The 18,131-nt window shown below is 71.1% G+C and carries 18 protein-coding genes; 11 read left to right on the top strand and 7 right to left on the bottom strand.

Translation table 11 applies throughout. From position 1 onward, the window contains the following. Positions 1 to 17: 17 nt before the first annotated feature. Entirely contained in the window at positions 18 to 596 is a 579-nt protein-coding gene (locus ACIQNU_RS24340) for a GNAT family N-acetyltransferase (RefSeq protein WP_401370065.1), read from the bottom strand. Positions 597 to 605: 9 nt separating this feature from the next. After that, positions 606 to 1,436, bottom strand: coding sequence for a hypothetical protein (locus ACIQNU_RS24335; protein ID WP_401370062.1), 831 nt, complete (start codon positions 1,434 to 1,436; stop codon positions 606 to 608). Positions 1,437 to 1,503: 67 nt separating this feature from the next. On the opposite strand from ACIQNU_RS24335, the gene ACIQNU_RS24330 reads away from it, so the two are divergent. Next, positions 1,504 to 1,956, top strand: a complete 453-nt coding sequence (locus ACIQNU_RS24330; protein WP_401370061.1) for a hypothetical protein — start codon at positions 1,504 to 1,506, stop codon at positions 1,954 to 1,956. A gap of 82 nt (positions 1,957 to 2,038) precedes the next feature. Here ACIQNU_RS24330 and ACIQNU_RS24325 read toward each other — a convergent pair whose 3' ends face one another. Further along, the gene (locus ACIQNU_RS24325) at positions 2,039 to 2,734 is read right to left on the bottom strand and encodes a hypothetical protein (RefSeq protein WP_401370058.1); all 696 of its coding nucleotides are present in this window, start codon (positions 2,732 to 2,734) and stop codon (positions 2,039 to 2,041) included. An 80-nt stretch (positions 2,735 to 2,814) separates the two neighbouring features. Here ACIQNU_RS24325 and ACIQNU_RS24320 point away from each other — a divergent pair, with 80 nt between their 5' ends. Beyond that, positions 2,815 to 3,339 (top strand): AAA family ATPase, encoded by a 525-nt coding sequence (locus ACIQNU_RS24320; RefSeq protein ID WP_401370057.1) that lies wholly within the window; start codon positions 2,815 to 2,817, stop codon positions 3,337 to 3,339. 139 nt (positions 3,340 to 3,478) lie between these two features. Further along, positions 3,479 to 4,474 (top strand): TAXI family TRAP transporter solute-binding subunit, encoded by a 996-nt coding sequence (locus ACIQNU_RS24315; RefSeq protein WP_401370054.1) that lies wholly within the window; start codon positions 3,479 to 3,481, stop codon positions 4,472 to 4,474. Between the two features lie 63 nt (positions 4,475 to 4,537). Here ACIQNU_RS24315 and ACIQNU_RS24310 read toward each other — a convergent pair whose 3' ends face one another. Both ACIQNU_RS24310 and ACIQNU_RS24305 read right to left on the bottom strand, forming a co-directional pair. Then, positions 4,538 to 5,938, bottom strand: coding sequence for an ATP-binding protein (locus tag ACIQNU_RS24310; RefSeq protein WP_401370051.1), 1,401 nt, complete (start codon positions 5,936 to 5,938; stop codon positions 4,538 to 4,540). Positions 5,939 to 5,947: 9 nt separating this feature from the next. Next, positions 5,948 to 6,646, bottom strand: a complete 699-nt coding sequence (locus ACIQNU_RS24305; RefSeq protein WP_401370048.1) for a response regulator transcription factor — start codon at positions 6,644 to 6,646, stop codon at positions 5,948 to 5,950. A gap of 279 nt (positions 6,647 to 6,925) precedes the next feature. On the opposite strand from ACIQNU_RS24305, the gene ACIQNU_RS24300 reads away from it, so the two are divergent. The 7 genes from ACIQNU_RS24300 (at position 6,926) to ACIQNU_RS24270 (ending at position 13,691) form a co-directional block, all read left to right on the top strand. Next, complete coding sequence (locus tag ACIQNU_RS24300) at positions 6,926 to 7,702, top strand: amino acid ABC transporter ATP-binding protein (protein WP_401370045.1); 777 nt, start codon at positions 6,926 to 6,928, stop codon at positions 7,700 to 7,702. 101 nt (positions 7,703 to 7,803) lie between these two features. Then, positions 7,804 to 8,724: a glutamate ABC transporter substrate-binding protein gene (locus tag ACIQNU_RS24295; protein WP_401370042.1), complete on the top strand. Its 921-nt coding sequence runs from the start codon at positions 7,804 to 7,806 to the stop codon at positions 8,722 to 8,724. A gap of 158 nt (positions 8,725 to 8,882) precedes the next feature. After that, complete coding sequence (locus ACIQNU_RS24290; RefSeq protein WP_401370040.1) at positions 8,883 to 9,530, top strand: amino acid ABC transporter permease; 648 nt, start codon at positions 8,883 to 8,885, stop codon at positions 9,528 to 9,530. Then, the gene (locus ACIQNU_RS24285) at positions 9,527 to 10,462 is read left to right on the top strand and encodes an amino acid ABC transporter permease (protein ID WP_401370037.1); all 936 of its coding nucleotides are present in this window, start codon (positions 9,527 to 9,529) and stop codon (positions 10,460 to 10,462) included. The genes ACIQNU_RS24290 and ACIQNU_RS24285 overlap by 4 nt, the downstream gene beginning before the upstream one ends. A 259-nt stretch (positions 10,463 to 10,721) precedes the next feature. Next, positions 10,722 to 12,308, top strand: coding sequence for an FAD-dependent monooxygenase (locus ACIQNU_RS24280; RefSeq protein WP_401370523.1), 1,587 nt, complete (start codon positions 10,722 to 10,724; stop codon positions 12,306 to 12,308). A 451-nt stretch (positions 12,309 to 12,759) separates the two neighbouring features. Beyond that, positions 12,760 to 13,299, top strand: a complete 540-nt coding sequence (locus ACIQNU_RS24275) for a cysteine dioxygenase (RefSeq protein WP_401370035.1) — start codon at positions 12,760 to 12,762, stop codon at positions 13,297 to 13,299. Then, complete coding sequence (locus ACIQNU_RS24270) at positions 13,296 to 13,691, top strand: rhodanese-like domain-containing protein (RefSeq protein ID WP_401370032.1); 396 nt, start codon at positions 13,296 to 13,298, stop codon at positions 13,689 to 13,691. The genes ACIQNU_RS24275 and ACIQNU_RS24270 overlap by 4 nt, the downstream gene beginning before the upstream one ends. Positions 13,692 to 13,774: 83 nt before the next feature. Here the strand turns inward: ACIQNU_RS24270 and ACIQNU_RS24265 are convergent, their stop codons facing one another. Beyond that, a complete protein-coding gene (locus tag ACIQNU_RS24265; RefSeq protein ID WP_401370031.1) occupies positions 13,775 to 16,390 on the bottom strand; it encodes an FtsX-like permease family protein in 2,616 nt (871 codons plus the stop codon). Then, the gene (locus tag ACIQNU_RS24260; protein WP_401370028.1) at positions 16,387 to 17,115 is read right to left on the bottom strand and encodes an ArsR family transcriptional regulator; all 729 of its coding nucleotides are present in this window, start codon (positions 17,113 to 17,115) and stop codon (positions 16,387 to 16,389) included. Before ACIQNU_RS24260 ends, ACIQNU_RS24265 begins: the two co-directional genes overlap by 4 nt. 147 nt (positions 17,116 to 17,262) lie before the next feature. Here ACIQNU_RS24260 and ACIQNU_RS24255 point away from each other — a divergent pair, with 147 nt between their 5' ends. Then, a complete protein-coding gene (locus ACIQNU_RS24255; RefSeq protein ID WP_401370027.1) occupies positions 17,263 to 18,090 on the top strand; it encodes a M55 family metallopeptidase in 828 nt (275 codons plus the stop codon). Positions 18,091 to 18,131: the final 41 nt, after the last annotated feature.

Raw genomic sequence — 18,131 nt, 5'->3', positions numbered from 1 at the left:
ACGGGCGGCGGTGGGTGTCAGGAAGGGGGACGCGGAAGGTCCAGTTCTCCTCGGCGGAGGCGGTACACCTGAAGGCGGAGGCCGTAGTACTTCTCCGTCTCGCCGACCCACTCCATCCCCACGCGCCGCGCCGTGGACGCGCCGCGTTCGTTACGGGGGCGTACCACCGCGAACAGTTCAGACGCGCCGGACTCGAAGGCGTAGTGCGCCACCGCGTGCCCCGACTCGGCGGCGAGCCCCTGGCCCCAGGCACCGCGGGCCAGCTGCCAGCCGATCTCCAGGTCGACGTGCACCGGCGGCAGCGTCAGCAGGGCCACCCCGCCGATCAGCTCGCCCGTGTCACGCCGCTCGATCGCCCAGCGGCCCTGGGGCGGCTCCAGGTGGCTGCTGCTCGCGATCCAACCGCCGATGACGTCGCGCATGGCGGTGACGTCAGGCACCCGTTCCATCGCGGGTGCGAGCCATCGCGCCACCTCGTCGGAGCCGTAGATCTCCAGGGCGGCCTCGGCGTCGTCCGGCGTCCAGCGGCGCAGCACGACCCTCGGCGTAGTGATCCGGCCCTCTTCCACGATCACGCGGTGCTCGGACTCAGCCATACCGGAAGGCTACGACACGGCGCGCGCCGGCGGCGGGTCACCGCTGCCCCGCATGAGCAGCAGATCGTCGCCCCAGGAGTCCAGCACAGGGCCGTGTCCGGCGGCGCGGGCGTGCGGCTCCAGCTCGTCGAAGAGCTGCCGCAGGGCGGGGGCGGGCGACGGGGACAGCGCCCGCTCCAGCAGCGGCAGCAGGTGGTCGTGGGCCCACTCGGGGCGGCTCAGGGGGTGGTGGCGCAGCTCCCAGCCCAGGTACTTGTTGTACGGCCGCACGCGCGCGTGGAGCGCGAAAACGTAACCGAGGTGGAAGGGCAGCGCCTCGGCGGCGTCCAGCCGGGTCGCCGTGGCGTCGCCGTTCCGGTCGTTCTTCAGCGCCCGGTAGACGCTGTTCAGGAAGGCGTCGAGAATCTCGGGCGCCCGCTGCGCGGCCTCGTCGGGTGCGAGGCGTGACTTGGCGAGCACCAGGTCCGCGACAAGGCCGTCAGGGGTGTCCTTCAGTACCTCGGCGTGGCAGAAGGCGTACCGGTTCCACTCCGTGCCGGAGCCGGGCAGCGCGTGCGTACGGAAGTCCCGCAGGGGCAGGACCGACACATCGAGCCGGGCGTCGCGCCGGACCTCCCCGGTGAGCGACGGTTCGGCGCCGTCGGCGGCCACCAGGTACACGTCGTAGTCGGAGTGCGGCGTGGCGGCACCCTCGCGGGCCCGGGAGCCGCTGAGGACCGCGCCGGCGACCCGCGGATCGGCGCGGATCCTGGCGAGGAACGCGGCGAACTCTTCGGCGGGCGTCGGGTCCGTGGGGGTCAGATCCGCGGGTGTGGGGTCGGCGGGCGTCCGGTCGGTCACCGCGCCAGCCAACCACCACCACGGGACCCGCCGCACGGCAATATGTCCGCCCCCGTACTGTGCCGCCATGACACGAGCCATCATCACCGACCGGATCGACGCGACGGACGGCGCACACCAGCTCGTCCTTGTCCTGGACGAACCGGATGCGGCCGGCGAACAGGCGATCCTCGCGCTCGGCGGCTACGGCTACGAGGGCGACGGCGTGCTGTACATCGTCGCGACCGACGGATGGATCGAGTACGCGCGCGAGGGTGACGTGTTGACGGCGGACGTGATGGCGTATCCGCTGAAGGATCTGGACCTGACCCCGTTCCCGGAGACGTCCTCGCTCGACCAGAGGGCGCACCGGCTGCTGCGGGTACGGACGCCCGTCGGCCAGGCGGTCCCCCTCGGGCCGGACGAGGGGGTCGCGGTGTGGTTCGCGAAGCCGTCGGACACGGACGAGGACGTCGTCGCCGCGATCAACGCCGTCGAGGACTGGCCGCTGATCTTCGCACCCGGCCCGGCAACGGACTGATCGTGCGGAACGGCGTCCCGCGCGCGTGGGGGGCCGTTCAGCGGTCAGGCGGGGGCCGTTCGGCGGTCCGGTGGGGGCCGGTTCAGCGGTCCGTATGTACGGCCGTCGGATAGCCGATGACGGTGGCGTCGCCGGTCAGATCCGCGGGCGTGAGCGCCGGGTTCAGCGCCGCGACCAGGTCGCCCGTCAGCGGGCGCAGCGCGTAGAGGTCGCGGATCGCCGGCAGCGGCACGGGGACCTCGTAGTAGTCCTCGGCGAAGTCCCGGTACGCCTCCGGTGTGCCGGCGACGAGGAGGCGGAAGAGCCCCAGCGCACCGTCGGGGTCGTCCCGGCCCTCCGGGAACTCGATCGTCCCCGCACTCCAGTGGCCGTCCGCGGCCTGCCGCCACAGGCAGGCCGTCACCACCGGCACCCCGTCCTCGTCGCAGAACGCCGGGTCCTCCACGCACGGCCGGAACACGTCGGGCACGTCGTCGAGGACGCCCGGCCACGGCCCGTCGTACGCATAGGGGCTCATCCACGACTCGTGCGCGAACCCCCGGACGTAGGCGCTCGCGGCCGACAGGACGACGGCGTACTCGTCGCCGGAGCCGTCGCTCATCGACGCCATCTCCTCGCCGTCGGACCAGTGCGCGTCGAACGAGTAGTGGCGGTCCGCCCAGTCCGGGCACAGGATCGCCTCCGCCATCGCCATCGCACGGCTCACGTCCCGTACGACGGATATCGCCGGCAGCAGCCGGGCCACCTCATGAACGGTCACGCGGTCATCCAACCCCATGCATCCGACGGGCCGTTCACCCCCGGGGCCGCCGAGAATGCGGATGCCGTCGTGTCCCGGCCCTGTCAGGGTGGCGAGCCATGTCGACTTGTGAACTGCTGCTCATCGGGGGCGGCTCCGGGGTCGGAAAGACGAGCGTGGCCTGGGAGGTGTCCGAGCTGTTGCAGGCGGCGGACACCGCGCACTGTCTGGTCGAGGGCGACTTCCTGGACCAGATCCATCCGGCACCCGCCGACGACCCGCACCGCACCGCGATCACGGAACGGAACCTCTCGGCGATCTGGGCCAACTACACGGCCCTGGGACAGCGCCGGCTGATCTACACCAACACGGTGAGCGTCCTGGAGGGAGAGATGATCCGACGGGCCATGCGCGACTGCACGATCAGGACCACGTACATCCTCCTCACGGCCGAGGAGTCGACCGTCCGGGAACGGCTCGCCCGGCGCGAGATCGGTTCCCAGTTGATCGCGCACATCGAGCGGAGCCTGCGGATGAAGGGGCACCTGGACGAGCGGGCACCCGCAGGGACCGTATGCATCGGGACGGACGGCCGGTCGGTGGAGGAAATCGCACGGCAGGTGGTGGAGGCGGCTGCTTGGTGAACGCCCCACGGCGCACCGGAGTTCCCGCGCCCCGCGCCGGAGTTCCCGCACCCGTACGCACCCCTGGTCGGTACCCGTACCCCGTCGGTCCCCCGCCGACCCTGGCCAGGCCGGTGTCCGAACTGGCAGGATCGCCCGCATGGTCCCCCCGCTCCCCCGCATCGGCAGGCGGCGCGCCCTCCAGGGCGCGGTCGCCGGGCTCGTCGCGCTCGGGCTGCTGGCGTGGTGGCTGTACCCGCTGGAGAAGAACACCCCGGGCGGCACCGTCACCTTCAGCACGGGAGTGCGCTCCGGCGTGTACGAGCGCTACGGCAAGCTCCTGGAGGCCGCACTCGCGCGCGATCTGCCCCGCCTCAAGGTGCGGCTGACCAGCAGCGAGGGCTCGCAGCAGAACGTCCAGCGGGTCGCCACGGGCGAGGCCGACTTCACCATCGCCGCCGCCGACGCGGTGGAGAAGTACCGTCTCGACGACAAGGAGGGCGCGGACCGTCTGCGCGGCTGCGCCCGGCTCTACGACGACTATGTGCAGCTCGTCGTACCGCGCTCGTCGGACGTGCAGTCGGCCGCCGACCTGAAGGGCAAGCGGGTGGCCGTGGGCCAGGTCGGCTCCGGGGTACGGCTGATCGCCGACCGGGTCCTGAAGGCGGCGGGCCTCGACGTCACCAAGGACATCGACCCCGTGTCGATCGGTATCGACACGATGCCCGGCAAGCTGGAGAACGACGACATAGACGCGTTCTTCTGGTCCGGCGGCCTGCCGACGACGTCCGTACGGCTGCTGTCGGAGCGGTTCGACATCCGGTTCGTCCCCCTCGGGAACCTCGTGGACGCCCTGCACGCGCAGGGGGGCGCCTCGCGCTACTACCGGGGGTCCGTGATGCCCGCGGACGCCTATCCGGCGGCCCAGGAGGGCGACGCCGTGTCCACGCTGGCGGTCGCGAACCTGCTCGTCACCACGGACCGCGCCGACCCGGGGCTGACCGAGCAGCTGACCCGTACGGTGATCGACAGCCGTGACCACATCGGCGCCGAGGTGCACGCGGCCCAGCTGGTGGACCTGCGCACGGCACTCTTCACGGACCCGCTCCAGCTCAACGAGGGCGCGCGGCGCTACTACCGCTCCGTCAAGCCGTAGCCATAGCCATAGTCGTACCGCCCGGTCAGGCCACTGCCGCGGAGCCCCACGCCGTCAGGCCGCTCACGGCGCCGACCGGGGCACCGAAACCGTCACCCTGAGCCCGTGCGGCTCGTGCCGCTCGTACGTGATGCTGCCGCCGCCCGCCGCGAGCAGGGCCCGGGAGATGGACAGGCCCAGGCCCGAACCCTTCACGTTCTGGTGCCGTCCGCTGCGCCAGAAGCGGTCCCCGACGCGCGACAGTTCGTCGTCGGTGAGGCCGGGGCCGCCGTCCCTGACGACGACCGTCGACGTCGTACCGTCGGCGGCGACCGTGACGCGGACCTCCTCGCCGGCCGGCGTGAACTTGAGGGCGTTGTCGACGATCGCGTCCAGCGCGCTGGACAGGGCCACCGGGTCGGCCCAGGCGGTGACGGCGGGGCACTGTCCGGTCAGCCGCACGCCCTTGTCCTCGGCGAGCGGGCGCCAGGCGGCGACGCGCTCGCCGGCCAGCGCGCCTATGTCGGTCAGTTTCAGGTCGGAGTCGGCGTGCTCGGCCAGCGCCAGGTCGAGCAGGTCGTCGAGCACCTGCGCGAGGCGCTTGCCCTCGGTGCGCACCGAGGCGATCTCCTCGTTCCCCTCGGGGAGTTCGAGGGCGAGGAGTTCGATGCGCAGGAGCAGCGCCGCGAGCGGGTTGCGGAGTTGATGGGAGGCGTCGGCGACGAAGGCGCGCTGCTGTTCGAGCACGTCCTCGACGTTGTCCGCCATCTCGTTGAACGACCGGGCCAGGCGTCTGAGTTCCGGGGGACCGCCGGCCGCCGCGACCCGGGACTTGAGGCGGCCCGTCGCGATGTCGTGGGTCGTCGCGTCGAGCACGCGCACGGGCCGCAGCACCCACCCCGTCAGCCGGAGCGCCGCCCCCACCGCGAGGAGCATCGCGGCCACCTCGCCGGCGCCGAGTACCAGCCACCCCCGCAGCGTCTTGGACCGCATCTGTCCGGTGGGCGAGTCGGTGACGACGACGGCGATCACGTCACCGTCGCGGATGACCGGCGACGCGACGACCAGCCGCCCGTCCTGCCAGGGCCACACCTGGTCCGGATTGTGCCCGGGGCGCGAGAGAAGGGCCTCCTGGAATGTGTCCCTCACGGCGCCCTCGTCCGGCAGGTACCAGTTCTCGGGGGCGTGCGCCATGGGCTCGTCGTTGCGGTAGAAGACGCCCGCCCTGATCCCGTACACCTCGTAGTAGCGCGCCAGCTCCTTCTGGAGGGTGTCCTGGCGCTCGTCCCGGAACGAGACGCGGGAACCGCTGGTCTGACGGGTGACGAACTGGGCGAGTGACGCGAAGCGCGCGGTGTCGTCGATCCGGTCGACGACGACGGTCTGCTGCTCCTGCGCGGCGAGGCTCACGGCGAGCGGGAACCCGAGCGCGAGCAGAACCCCCGCCATCAGGACGATCAGCAGCGGGAGGAGCCTGGCACCCACTCGCGGCCTCTAGGACGCGGGGGCGACGAGCCGGTAGCCCACACCCCGCACGGTCTCGATGAGGGCCGGCATCCGCAGTTTGGAGCGCAGGGACGCCACATGGACCTCCAGGGTGCGTCCCGTGCCCTCCCAGCTCGTCCTCCACACCTCACTGATGATCTGTTCCCGGCGGAACACCACACCGGGCCGCTGCGCGAGCAGCGCGAGCAGGTCGAACTCCTTGCGGGTGAGCTGGACGGCGACGCCGTCGACGCTGACCCTGCGCGTCGGCAGTTCGATGTGCACGGGCCCCAGCCGCAGATCGCTGTCCGTGGACGCGCCGCCCTCGTCGGGGACGGTACGGCGGCTGACGGCGTGGATACGGGCGAGAAGCTCACCGGTGTCGTACGGCTTCACCACGTAGTCGTCGGCGCCCAGGTTGAGGCCGTGTATGCGGGACCGTACGTCCGCGCGCGCGGTCACCATGATCACCGGGGTGCTGGTGAGCTTGCGGATCTTGCCGCAGACCTCGTACCCGTCCTGGTCGGGCAGGCCCAGGTCCAGGAGGACCACCGCGAAGGGCGCACGCGCCGGGGCCGCGTCCGGGAGCAGCGCCCGCAGCGCCTCCTCGCCACTGCGCGCGTGGACGACGTCGAAGCCGTGCCGTGCCAGGACCGCCGACAGGGCAGCCGCGACGTGATCGTCGTCCTCGACGAGAAGCAGTCTCATGCCGGCCCCCTTCGGTTCACCGTTCGTTCCCTCGTGCCCTAGGCATCCACGCCGATCCACAGGGACCCCGTCAAGAGGGATCGGGCGCCGCACACGTTCCGTTACGCACCCGGTACGCGCGCGGGAGCGGTGCGCAGCGGGCCTCGGCGCGGGGACCCATCACAGCCAGTGCACGCTTGCGACCGGATCGTTATGCTCAAGTTCCCCTCAGATGTACTGACGGTGGCATTACCACGTCATTACTGTCCTCCCAATCGAGGAGGACGGAGCAATAAGTCGATGACGGATGTATCGGTGGCCAAGGACGCCGTACCCGCGGCCGACGAACTGGTCGTGCTGAAGACCGTGAACAAGCACTTCGGCGCGCTGCATGTGCTCCAGGACATCGATCTGACCATCGCCCGTGGCGAGGTCGTCGTCGTCATCGGGCCCTCCGGTTCCGGCAAGTCCACCCTGTGCCGCACCATCAACCGCCTGGAGACCGTCGATTCGGGGGACATCTCGATCGACGGCAGGCCGCTGCCCCAGGAGGGCAAGGAGCTGGCACGGCTGCGCGCCGACGTCGGCATGGTCTTCCAGTCCTTCAACCTCTTCGCGCACAAGACGGTGCTCGAAAACGTGATGCTGGGCCAGATCAAGGTCCGCAAGGCCGACAAGAAGACCGCCGAGGAGAAGGCCCGCGCGCTCCTCGACCGGGTCGGCGTCGGCACCCAGGCGGACAAGTACCCGGCGCAGCTCTCCGGCGGACAGCAGCAACGCGTCGCCATCGCACGGGCGTTGGCCATGGACCCCAAGGTCATGCTGTTCGACGAGCCGACTTCGGCCCTGGACCCCGAGATGATCAACGAGGTCCTTGAGGTCATGCAGCAGCTCGCCCGGGACGGCATGACCATGGTCGTCGTCACCCACGAGATGGGCTTCGCGCGGTCCGCCGCCAACCGCGTCGTGTTCATGGCCGACGGCCGCATCGTCGAAGAGGCCGTCCCCGACCAGTTCTTCAGCAACCCCCGCAGCGACCGGGCCAAGGACTTCCTGTCGAAGATCCTGCACCACTGAGTCGAAGATCCTTCCTCACCGGAGTGTGACGCCCTGCGACGGTGCGTCTTGTCCCCAACCGTCGCCTCTCCCGAATCTGTCGACACTAAGGATGTTTCATCATGAAGCTCCGCAAGAGCGCCGCCGTCGCCGCGGCTGTTGCCGCCCTCGCCCTGACCGCCACCGCCTGTGGCGGCGACTCCGGCAACGCCGGTGACAAGCCGAGCGACGCGTCCTCGGGCAAGGACGCGCCGAAGCTGCCCACGTACACGGTCGCCAAGGACGTCAGCATCGACTCGGCGACGCTGAAGAAGGCGCAGAGCGCCGGCAAGCTCGTCATCGGCGCCAAGAACGACCAGCCGTTCCTCGGCTTCGAGGACACCGACCGCAAGCGGTCCGGCTTCGACATCGAGATCGCCAAGATGGTCGCCGCCGACCTCGGTTTCGGGCCCGACCAGATCGAGTTCAAGACCGTCGACTCCAACGTCCGGGAGACCACCATCTCCAAGGGCGAGGTCGACCTGTACGTCGGCACGTACACGATCAACGACGAGCGCAAGAAGCAGGTCGGCTTCGCGGGCCCGTACTTCCTGGCCGGCGCCGACCTCCTGGTCCGCAAGGACGACACCGCCGTCACCGGCCCCGACTCGCTCAAGGGCAAGACGGTCTGCTCCATCAAGGGCTCGACCCCGCTCCAGGAGATCAAGAAGCCCAAGTACGGCGCGAAGACCGTCGAGCTGTCGAAGTACTCCGAGTGTGTCCAGCAGCTCCTCAACAACGAGGTCGACGCCGTCACCACGGACGACGCCATCCTCAAGGGGTACGCGGCGCAGCGCCCCGAGAAGCTGAAGGTCGTCGGCCAGCCGTTCACCAAGGAGCCGTACGGCATCGGCATGAACAAGGACGACAAGGCGCTGCGGGACGCCGTCTCCGACGCCATCGAGGCGCACGAGAAGAACGGCGACTACAAGAAGGCGTACGACGCGACGCTGGGCCTGTCCGGCTCGACGTACACCGAGCCGCCGGCGCTTGAGCGCTACTGATCGCCCCTGATCGGTTGACCGCTCCTGATCGACCCTGACGGCGCCCCAGGGCGCCGCCGGCTCTCCTGGCAGCACTCCGTCCGTCCCGGGCGCGTCCGCGTGGCGCGCCCGGCGGCGGCCCTTCCTGCCCGTCCGCCGCCGCCCACGAGGACATCCCCGTGAACGTATTGCTCGACCATCTCCCGGAGTTCCGCGAGGGGTTCATAGGCACCATCCTGCTGACCCTGGCCAGCGGGGTTCTCGCCATGGTGCTGGGTGTCCTCATCGCCGGATTCCGGGTGTCGCCCGTGCCACCCCTGCGGTTCTTCGGCACCGCCTGGGTGACCCTCTTCCGGAACACCCCGCTGACCCTGCTGTTCCTCGTCGCGTGGTTCGTCGTCCCGGTGATCTTCATGCCGGGACTCAGCCCGTGGACAAAGGCGCTGCTGGCACTGAGTTTCTACACCTCCGCGTTCGTCTGCGAAGCAGTGCGCTCCGGCATCAACACGGTGCCCCTCGGCCAGGCGGAGGCCGCCCGCTCGATCGGGATGACGTTCTTCCAGACGCTGCGCCTGATCGTGCTGCCGCAGGCCACGCGCACAGTGATCCCGCCGCTCAGCTCGATCTTCATCGCGCTGACGAAGAACTCGGCCATCGCGGGCGCCTTCAGCACCGCCGAACTGTTCGGTGTGCAGAAGCTGCTCAGCGACCAGGGCTTCGACATCGCCTGGATCTTCCTCTGGGTGGCACTCGGCTACCTGGTCATCACCTTCACCATCAGCGGTCTGTTCCGGCTGCTGGAGCGGCGCATGGGGGTCGCACGATGAGTTCGAGCGTCCTGTACGACGCACCGGGCCCCAAGGCCCGTGTCCGCAACCTGATCTACACCGTCGTCGGTTCGGCGGCCGTGCTCGGCCTGATCGTCTTCGCGGTCTACCGCCTGAACGTCAAGGGCCAGCTGGAGCCCGAGGTCTGGAACATCTTCAACAACGCCGGTGTGCGGACCAACATCCGCGACGGCGTCCTGGCCACCCTCAAGGCGTTCGCGCTCGCCGGTGTGCTGTCACTCGTCCTCGGTCTGCTGCTCGCCGTCGCCCGGCTGTCGGACCACAAGCCGGTCCGCTGGCTGGCGACCGGCTTCATCGAGCTGTTCCGCGCGGTCCCGCTGCTCATCACCATCTACGGCCTGTGGGTGGTGTTCCTGACCTACCGGGACAACCTGGGCGTCATCGGTGACAGCACCGCCTTCTGGGCCCTCGTCATCGGTCTGACCGTCTACAACGGCTGCGTCCAGGCCGAGGTGCTCCGCGCGGGCATCAACGCCGTCCCGCGCGGACAGGTGGAAGCGGCCTACGCGCTGGGCCTGCGCAAGTCGCAGGTGATGATGACACTGCTGCTGCCGCAAGCCGTACGGTCCATGCTGCCGACGGTGATCAGCCAGCTCGTGGTCACCCTCAAGGACACCTCGCTCGGCTACATGATCCTGTACCCGGAGCTGCTGTACGCGGCCCGGACCATGGCCAACAACATCATCGTCAACGGCGAGAACCCGATCACGCCGGTCGTCATCGTCGTCGGCGCCATCTATGTGGCGCTCTGCATGGCGCTGTCCTCGCTGGCGAGCTGGATCGAGCGGCGCGGCCGGCGCGCGAAGACCGGGGTCGTCGTGGCCGCGGCGGCCGAGCCCGCCACGTCGGACGTCGTCCCGGGCCAGCGTCCGGGCGACGGGTCCACCGCGGGGGCGCTCTCCAAGGACTGAGCGCCCGACGGGACGGACGGCACGCGCGCGTAGGGCGTGTCCCCGCACGCGTACCGCATCTCCCGCGCGCGTACCGCATCTGACGCCGTGTGAGCCGAATGTGTGGCCCAAGGAGGCAGTGGCATGATCGCCACTGCCTCCGTCGCTTGACGGGGACACCGGCAATGGGTTGCATACGTTCTGTGATCGCGCATCCCGCCCCGCCCGTCTGCCGCCGTACGACCCCATGGACACCCCGCCGGGCAGGAGGCGCCGCGCCGTGGACCCGGTGATCGTCGCCGGCGCGGGCCCCGTCGGGCTCACGCTCTCCCTCGCGCTCGCGCGCCACGGCGTCCCCTCCGTCCTCCTCGACGAGGGCCCCGGCAAGGACGAACAGCGCCCTGCGCGGACCGCCGTCCTGCGCGACGACACCGCGGCACTGGTCGAACGGCTCACCGGATCGCCGTTCACCGCGACCGGCACCCGGTGGACGGGATGGCGGTCGATGCGCCGCAAACAACTCATGCAGCACGTCACTTTCGGTGACGACAATCCACCTCCTCTGCATCTGCCGCAACACACGCTCACCACCGCGCTGCGCGACGCCGTCGCGCGCGAGCGGCTCGTCAAGGTCGCCGCCGAGAGCCGGGTCGACTCCATCGAGCAGGAGTCCGCGGGGCTGACCGTCCACACCCGGGAGCCCAAGGCCACATGGTGGCGCGGCAGTTACCTGGTCGGCTGCGACGGCCCCCGTTCCACCGTGCGCAAGCTCCTCGACATCCGCTTCCCCGGCCGCACCGCCGTCGAACGGCACGCGGTCGCCGCGCTGCGGACGGAACTTCCTTGGCCCGGTGAAGCGTTGTTGCATCGGATGCCGCCGTGGCGGCTGTCGGGCAGCGAGGTGACCGGACGCCCCCTCGCCGACGGGATGTGGCGCCTGGACTGGCTGCTCCCGGCACGGGGCGAGCTGGTCACCCCCGAATCGCTCGTCGCGCGCATCCGGGAGACCCTGGCCGGCTGGAGCGGAGGGAGCACACCACCGTACGAACTGATCGACACCGGGGTCCACACCGTCCACCACCGGCTCGCCCGCCGGTGGCGCGTCGGGCGCGCGTTCCTCGCCGGGGACGCCGCGCATCTGCTCGGCGCGCTCGGCACCCAGGGCCTCGACGAGGGGCTGCGGGACGCGGACAACCTCGCCTGGAAGCTGGCGCACACCTGGCACCACGGGCCGCACGAGGCGCTGCTCGCCAGCTACCAGACCGAGCGCCGCGCCGTCGTCGCCGCCCGGCTGCGCGCCGCCGACCAGTCCCTGCCGATACTGCGGGGCGGCGGGGGGCTGCGCGCGTACGTACCGGGCGCCGCGCGCGGCCATGACGCGCTGCTCACGGACGGTCACCTGGGACGCGGTCCGCTGGGCGCGCCGGGCGCGTACACGGGCTCGCCCCTGACGCCCGCGCCGACGGACGCGTCCGCCGAGGTGCACACGCCGCCGGGGGCGCCGGTCGTGGACGTCCGCGTGACCGCCGAGGACGGCACCTTCGTCATGCTCCGGGAGCGGCTGGGGCTCGGGCATCTGGTGGTGCTCCTGGTCGCGCCGGGCACCGGCGTGTGGGAGCGCAGGCACTGGGTGACCGCCGGCATCATGCCCCGGCTGGCCGCCGCCGTCACCGCGCTCCCGCACCGCGCCGAACTCCTCGTCACCGAGAGTTACCCCGGCGCCGCCGCGCACAGCGTCCTGCTGATCCGCCCCGACGGCCACCTGGTCGACTCCTTCACCGGCGTCCGCCCGGCGGAGCTGTACGCGGCGGCCGAGACGACGCTGGGGGGAGCGACGGAGTCGGAACCGGCCCGCAGCTCGCGGTAGCCGGGGCAGGTGGGCGGCGGGTAGGGGGCGGGGGCCGGGGAGGCGGCAGGCGGGCCTCGGCGGCGTCCCGCGACAGCGATTGTCGGCCAGGGCGGGAGGCGGGCGTCCGGCCCGTGAGGGGTGTCCCTCGCGCGCGGGACGGCCGTCGAACGGGCCGCCGTCGCGGGGCGCGTTCCGCTCTCCGACATGGAGTTGACCGGGGCACACCACCATGGTGTACTCCGGATCGTGACCGACACCGAGGTGCGCCTATGGCGGAGGGTCCATATGGACCTAGTCCGCTATCTGGGCTGCGTGTGTCGTTTGTCCTGACTGATTTCGCACCTTCAGCCTCGCCCCCTCCTCCACGCGGCCTCCGTACGGCCCGGTCCTGAACGCGCGTACCTCGCTACGCAGACGTCCCGGCCCGCACCTGGCAGCGTGGTCCCTGCGAACCTCCAGGACGGCACCCGTGTCCCAACCCGCAGTATCCGCGACCCCCTCCGCCCAGGCCGTCGCCCCGCCCACCCAGGCGGACCTTCTCGACTACGTCCGCCGTGTCGCGGCCGACGCCGAAGCCATCGCCTCCCTCCCCCTCGACCCCGAGGGCCGCACCTGGGTCCGCCTCGAAGGACCCGGCGGCAGCGAGGCATGGCTGATCGGCTGGCCGCCCGGCACCGGCACCGGCTGGCACGACCACGCCGAATCCATCGGCGCCTTCCTCACCGCGGCCGGGGAGCTGAAGGAGAACTCGCTCGCCGCGCGCCTCCCCGCCGACGGCTGGCAGACCCTTGAACTGAGCGAAGGAGTCGACCGCGTACGGCAGTTGCCCACCGGCAAGGGCCGCGCCTTCGGCCAGCACCATGTGCACGAGGTGCTGAACGAGTCGGCCGAGAACCACGCCATCTCCGTGCACGCGTACTACCCGCCGCTCCCCCAGATCCGGCGCTACAGCCGCTCGGGACCGATCCTGCGGCTCGAACACGTCGAACGCCCGGAGGACTGGCAGTGACCGGGAAGATCTCCATAGACGCGCACCTGGAGCGGGTCCGCGCGGGCCTCGACCGGATCGACCCCCAACAGGCCTACGCGGCAGCCGAGTCGGGCGAAGCACTGCTCGTCGACACCCGCTACGCGGCCCTGCGCGAGCGCGACGGGCTGATCCCCGGCGCCCTCGTCGTCGAACGGAACGAGCTGGAGTGGCGGCTCGACCCCCAGGGCACCCACCGCGCCCCCGAGGCCACCAGCCACGACCTGCGCGTCATCGTCTTCTGCAACGAGGGCTACGCGTCCAGCCTCGCCGCCGCCTCTCTCCGTCAGTTGGGCCTCCACCGGGCGACCGACCTGATCGGCGGCTTCCAGGCGTGGAAGGCGGCAGGACTCCCGGTCACGGAGGCGACGTAGGCACAACATCCCTGAAAACACTGGACGTTACGCAAGGGTGGGCGCCCCTCGGGTAAGGGGCGCCCACCCTTGCGTACTGCCCCTTACTCCTTGGCCGTCGCCACGGACACCGGAAGGGGCCTGAGCGCCACCCGGCCCGGCAGCGCCGTGGCGACGAGGGCGAGCAGCCCGGCGACCGCGACGACCGCCACATACAGCAGCGGCACCACGGACGGGGCCGCACTGCCGGTCATACCGACACTGAACGCGGTCAGCACCGCCAGCGCGATCCCACTGCCCAGCGCCGTACCTATCAGCAGCACCGACAACGCCTCGATGCGCAGCATCCGCAGCACCTGACGCCGGGTCGCACCCGCCAGCCTGAGCATCGCGAACTCACGGATCCGCTCCGACACCGACATGGCAAGGGTGTTGACGACGGCGATGGCCGTGAACGCGAGCACCAGTGCCATGGCGAGATGGTTCACCTCGGCGTTCGCCCGCTGCCGCTCCGCCTGAAGGTTGTCGGCGGCGACCGGGGCGAGAATCCGCGCACCCGGGAACTTCTGCACGGCCGCCGCGAGTTGTTCCTTCGTACGGTCGCTCCGTACGAGGACGGTGGCGGCGAGCGGGTTGTCCACGTGCCGGGCGACCAGGTCATGGGCCAGGGTGATGTCCCCGAAGCCGAGGCCCTTGGCGTACACCGCGGCGACGGTGAGAGTGGCGGGCGTGCCGTCGCCGAGGGTGAGCTTCAGCGTGCTGCCGGGACGCAGGCCGAGCTGGTCGGCGGCGAGTTCACTGACGGCGGCCCGATCGCCGCGCAGGTCCCGCAGCGTGCCCCGGGTGACGTCCGGGTCCCAGGTGCGCGTCAGACCGTCCAGGGTGACGCCCTGCGCCGGGTACTTGTCGAGACCGACGCGGACCGTGGTGCGGACGACCTCGGTGGCGACGGTGCCGTCACCCGGCGCGCCGCGCAGGGCCCGTACCGCCTCCTCGGGCACACCGGGTCCCCGCGCCGCCAGCACCCAGTCGGCGCGGATGCCTTCGCGCGCCTGCGCACGGGCGGCGTCACCGAGGGTGGGCTGGACGAACAGGACGGTGCAGACCATGCCGATCAGCAGGGTCAGCGGCGTGACCACCGCCGCCATGCGGCCCGCGTTGCCCGCGAGGTTCGCGGCGGCGAGCCGTCCGCCGGGGCCGGCCAGCCGCAGCGGGCCGCGCAGCATCGCGGCAGCGGCCCTGACGAGCAGCGGGCCGAGCAGCGACACGGCACTGGCCAGCACCACAACGGCCAGGAACGTCACGGGAGTCGACGCCGGCTCGGTCCGCAACATGCTGAGCACGGCGACGAGCACCACGCCCCCCGCCAGGAACACCAGCCCCGCGACGACCCGCCCCGGAGCCGGGCGGGACCGCTCGGCCTTGGCCTCCGCAAGGGCCTCGGCGGGGCGGATCCGCGCGACACGACGGGACGACACCCGGGCGGCGGCCCAGGCACCGAGCAGCGTCGCGCCGAAACCGGCGAACAACGGGAAGACGCTGACGGCCCGTTCGAGCGTCGCCGGAACCGCACCCATGGCGACGAACCGTCCGTACAGCCACCCGCCGAGCGGCAGCCCCGCGAGCGCGCCCGCCGCTCCGGCGAGGGCGCCCACCAGCAGCGCCTCGCGGCTGAGCAGGCTCCTGATCTGCCCGGGTGTGGCGGCGACGGCCCGCAGCAGGGCGAGTTCCCGGTGCCGCTGCTGCACCGACAGGGCGAAGGTCCCGACGACCACGAGAATCGCGACCAGGAGCGACGTACCACCCATCGCCCCGCCCATGCTCACCAGCCGGATGCGGGCGCTCGCGGCATCAAGGAACTCCACCGGTCCGCGCGCGTCACCGGTGCTGATCTGCGCAGTGGTGCCCTTCAGTGCCTCCGCGACAGCTTCCTTCAGCCGCGCGATGTCCGTCCCGGGGGCCGGAACCACTCCGAGCGCGGTGACCTGACCGGGCCGGGCGGCCAGTCGCCGGGCCTCACCGTCGGAGAAGAACAGCGAGGTCTGATGCCGCACCGCCACCCCCTGCGGGGCGGCCACACCGGACACGCGGTAGGTGCGGGGCGCCTGCGTCGACTGCACGGTCAGCCGGTCCCCGGGCCCGATCCCGGCCCGGTCCGCCAGCCCGCGATCGACGACGACATCACCGGCGGCACGGGGCGGGATGCCCTCGGTGAGGGTGTACGGGGTGAGGGCGGCGGAGGCCCAGGAGTGGCCGAAGGAGGGGCGGGTGGGATCGAGGTTGACGGGGGTGTCGCGGGTGACGGGGGTTTCCGTGGCGGGGGTGGACTTGGTGGCGGAGGTGTTTCCGGTGCTCGTACGCAGGGTCAACGGCTGGGCGAGGAAGGTTAGTTCCCGGACCACCCGGCCGACTCCTGGCACGTCCTGCACCTTCCGCGTCACACCGTCCGGCAGCCAGGCGCGCTCGGCGATCGGCTTCGCCTTGTGCTTGACCTTGGTCTTGCCCTTCTTCTTGACCGTGGTCTGGTGGACGTTCTGGTCGGCGGAGACGACCAGCGGGGCAGCGGCGTACCGCTCGGTGCCGATGGTGCCGCGCAGACCCGTTTCGAGAAGAGTCCCGCAGGCAGTGATGAGGGCGGCGGCACACATCAGGGCGAGAAAGGCTCCGAGGAACCCGCCCTTCCGGGCCCGGACGGTCCGGAGGGCATAACGCAGCATCATGATTCGTGGCTCTCGCTTCTGTCTTGGGGCGCGGGAAAGGCGAGGAAACGGGTGAGCACCGTCCGTGCCGCCGCAGGGGTCTCGGCCTCGGGCCGCTTGTACCGGTTGAGCAGGGCGATGTACGCCTCGAAGAACTCGTGCAGTTCGTCCACGGTCAGCCGGATCGTGCCGCGCGAGTAGGGGAAGGCATCGGCCCAGGCGGGGTCGGTCACGCCTGAGGTGGCGGCCGAACCGGACGCACCGGGGCTGTCGGGTCCGGGGGAACTATGGGGACCTGCAGGGCCGTTGGGGCCGTCAGGGGATTCGGGGCGACCGGGGTTGCCAGGCGGGTCTGCTTCGGCTTCGGCGTCGGCCTCACGCCGGAGCTGCGCGAACAGCTCCAGGTCGGCGGCGTACGCCAGGTGGTCCAGCTCCTCCATGACGAGCCGCATCTCAGGGCTCTGCCGACTGCGGGGCGGAAACCGCCGGTCGCCCGGTACGGCCCGCCACCACCGCTCCCGTCCGTGCCCCGCCCCTTCGGCCTCGGCGACGAACCCGTACCGCGCCAGTTCCCGCAAGTGGTAGCTGGTCGCACCGGTGTTGAGCCCGAGCGCCCGGCCCAGCGTCGCCGACGTGGCCGGGCCGTGCACGGTGAGGTGTTGCAACATCAACTGTCGCCGCGGCTGGGCCAATGCCTTCAACGCGGCGAGATCGGACAGCTCGACGACCCCGGGTTCCTGTGCCATGCGTACACAGTCGTCTGTGCACAGACACCTGTGCACTCCGGCAACCAGGCATGTGTGTACGGGGGTTACCCCCACCACGTGTACATCTCCACCGGCCGGTGCCGCGCCCAGGGGCTCGCTGTGCGGGACGCGTAAGCTCGCTGCCCCATGAAGGTATTGATCTCTGTGGACATGGAGGGCATCTCGGGGATCGTGCATCCCACCGAGACGAATCCGGATCGCTACGACTACGAGCGCGGCCGTGCCCTGATGACGGCCGAAGCGAACGCTGTGATCGCCGGCGTCCTGGACGCCGATCCCACCGCTGTGGTTCTGGTCGCCGACGCACATGGGCCGTTCCGCAATGTGCTGCCCGAGGAACTCGACCGGCGGGCGCACCTGGTGCGCGGCAAGCCACGTCCGCTGGGCATGCTCGGCGGGCTCGACGACCACACGGACGCGGTGATGCTCATCGGCTACCACGCCCGCGCGGGCGGCGGCCCGGCCGTGCTGGCGCACACCATGAACGACGGCATCTTGGACGTACGCGTCGCCGGACGTTCCCTCGGCGAGATCGGTCTCAACGCCGCCATGGCCGGGCACATGGGCGCGCCGGTCGTGCTGCTCAGCGGCGACGACACCGCCTGCGCCGAACTGTCCGAACTGGTCCCGTCCGCGCTCACCGTCGCCGTCAAGCAAGCCCTCGGTCAGAGCGCCGCCATCGCTCTCCACCCCGAAGAAGCCCGCGAGCGTCTACGCGGCTCGGCCGCCGAAGCCGTGGAACGGCGCGCCCAGATCGCACCACTGACCTTCGCCGGCCCTTTGGAGGTCGAGGTCGATCTCTACGGCCCGTACATGGTCGACCTGGCAACACTCGTCCCGGGCGTCTCCCGCGCGAAGGGCGCCCGCACCATCACCTTCACGGCCGCCGACTACGCGGAGGCATACCGGTTGGTTCTGCTGCTGGCCCAACTCGCGACCATCAGGCCGAGTTAGGGGCCGGGGGCCCTCCCCCCTCCCCCCTCCCCGCCCTCCCC

The sequence above is a fragment of the Streptomyces sp. NPDC091292 genome (genome assembly GCF_044757265.1).
Classification (GTDB): domain Bacteria; phylum Actinomycetota; class Actinomycetes; order Streptomycetales; family Streptomycetaceae; genus Streptomyces.
Note: the sequence above shows the minus strand (reverse complement) of the source record. Positions and strands in the feature narration are given on the sequence as shown.

Coding starts and splice junctions, on each gene's coding strand:
- ACIQNU_RS24340 (WP_401370065.1), bottom strand. CDS start 596: ATGGCTGAGTCCGAGCACCGCGTGATCGTGGAAGAGGGCCGGATCACT.
- ACIQNU_RS24330 (WP_401370061.1), top strand. CDS start 1,504: ATGACACGAGCCATCATCACCGACCGGATCGACGCGACGGACGGCGCA.
- ACIQNU_RS24325 (WP_401370058.1), bottom strand. CDS start 2,734: ATGGGGTTGGATGACCGCGTGACCGTTCATGAGGTGGCCCGGCTGCTG.
- ACIQNU_RS24320 (WP_401370057.1), top strand. CDS start 2,815: ATGTCGACTTGTGAACTGCTGCTCATCGGGGGCGGCTCCGGGGTCGGA.
- ACIQNU_RS24315 (WP_401370054.1), top strand. CDS start 3,479: ATGGTCCCCCCGCTCCCCCGCATCGGCAGGCGGCGCGCCCTCCAGGGC.
- ACIQNU_RS24305 (WP_401370048.1), bottom strand. CDS start 6,646: ATGAGACTGCTTCTCGTCGAGGACGACGATCACGTCGCGGCTGCCCTG.
- ACIQNU_RS24300 (WP_401370045.1), top strand. CDS start 6,926: ATGACGGATGTATCGGTGGCCAAGGACGCCGTACCCGCGGCCGACGAA.
- ACIQNU_RS24295 (WP_401370042.1), top strand. CDS start 7,804: ATGAAGCTCCGCAAGAGCGCCGCCGTCGCCGCGGCTGTTGCCGCCCTC.
- ACIQNU_RS24285 (WP_401370037.1), top strand. CDS start 9,527: ATGAGTTCGAGCGTCCTGTACGACGCACCGGGCCCCAAGGCCCGTGTC.
- ACIQNU_RS24265 (WP_401370031.1), bottom strand. CDS start 16,390: ATGATGCTGCGTTATGCCCTCCGGACCGTCCGGGCCCGGAAGGGCGGG.
- ACIQNU_RS24260 (WP_401370028.1), bottom strand. CDS start 17,115: ATGGCACAGGAACCCGGGGTCGTCGAGCTGTCCGATCTCGCCGCGTTG.
- ACIQNU_RS24255 (WP_401370027.1), top strand. CDS start 17,263: ATGAAGGTATTGATCTCTGTGGACATGGAGGGCATCTCGGGGATCGTG.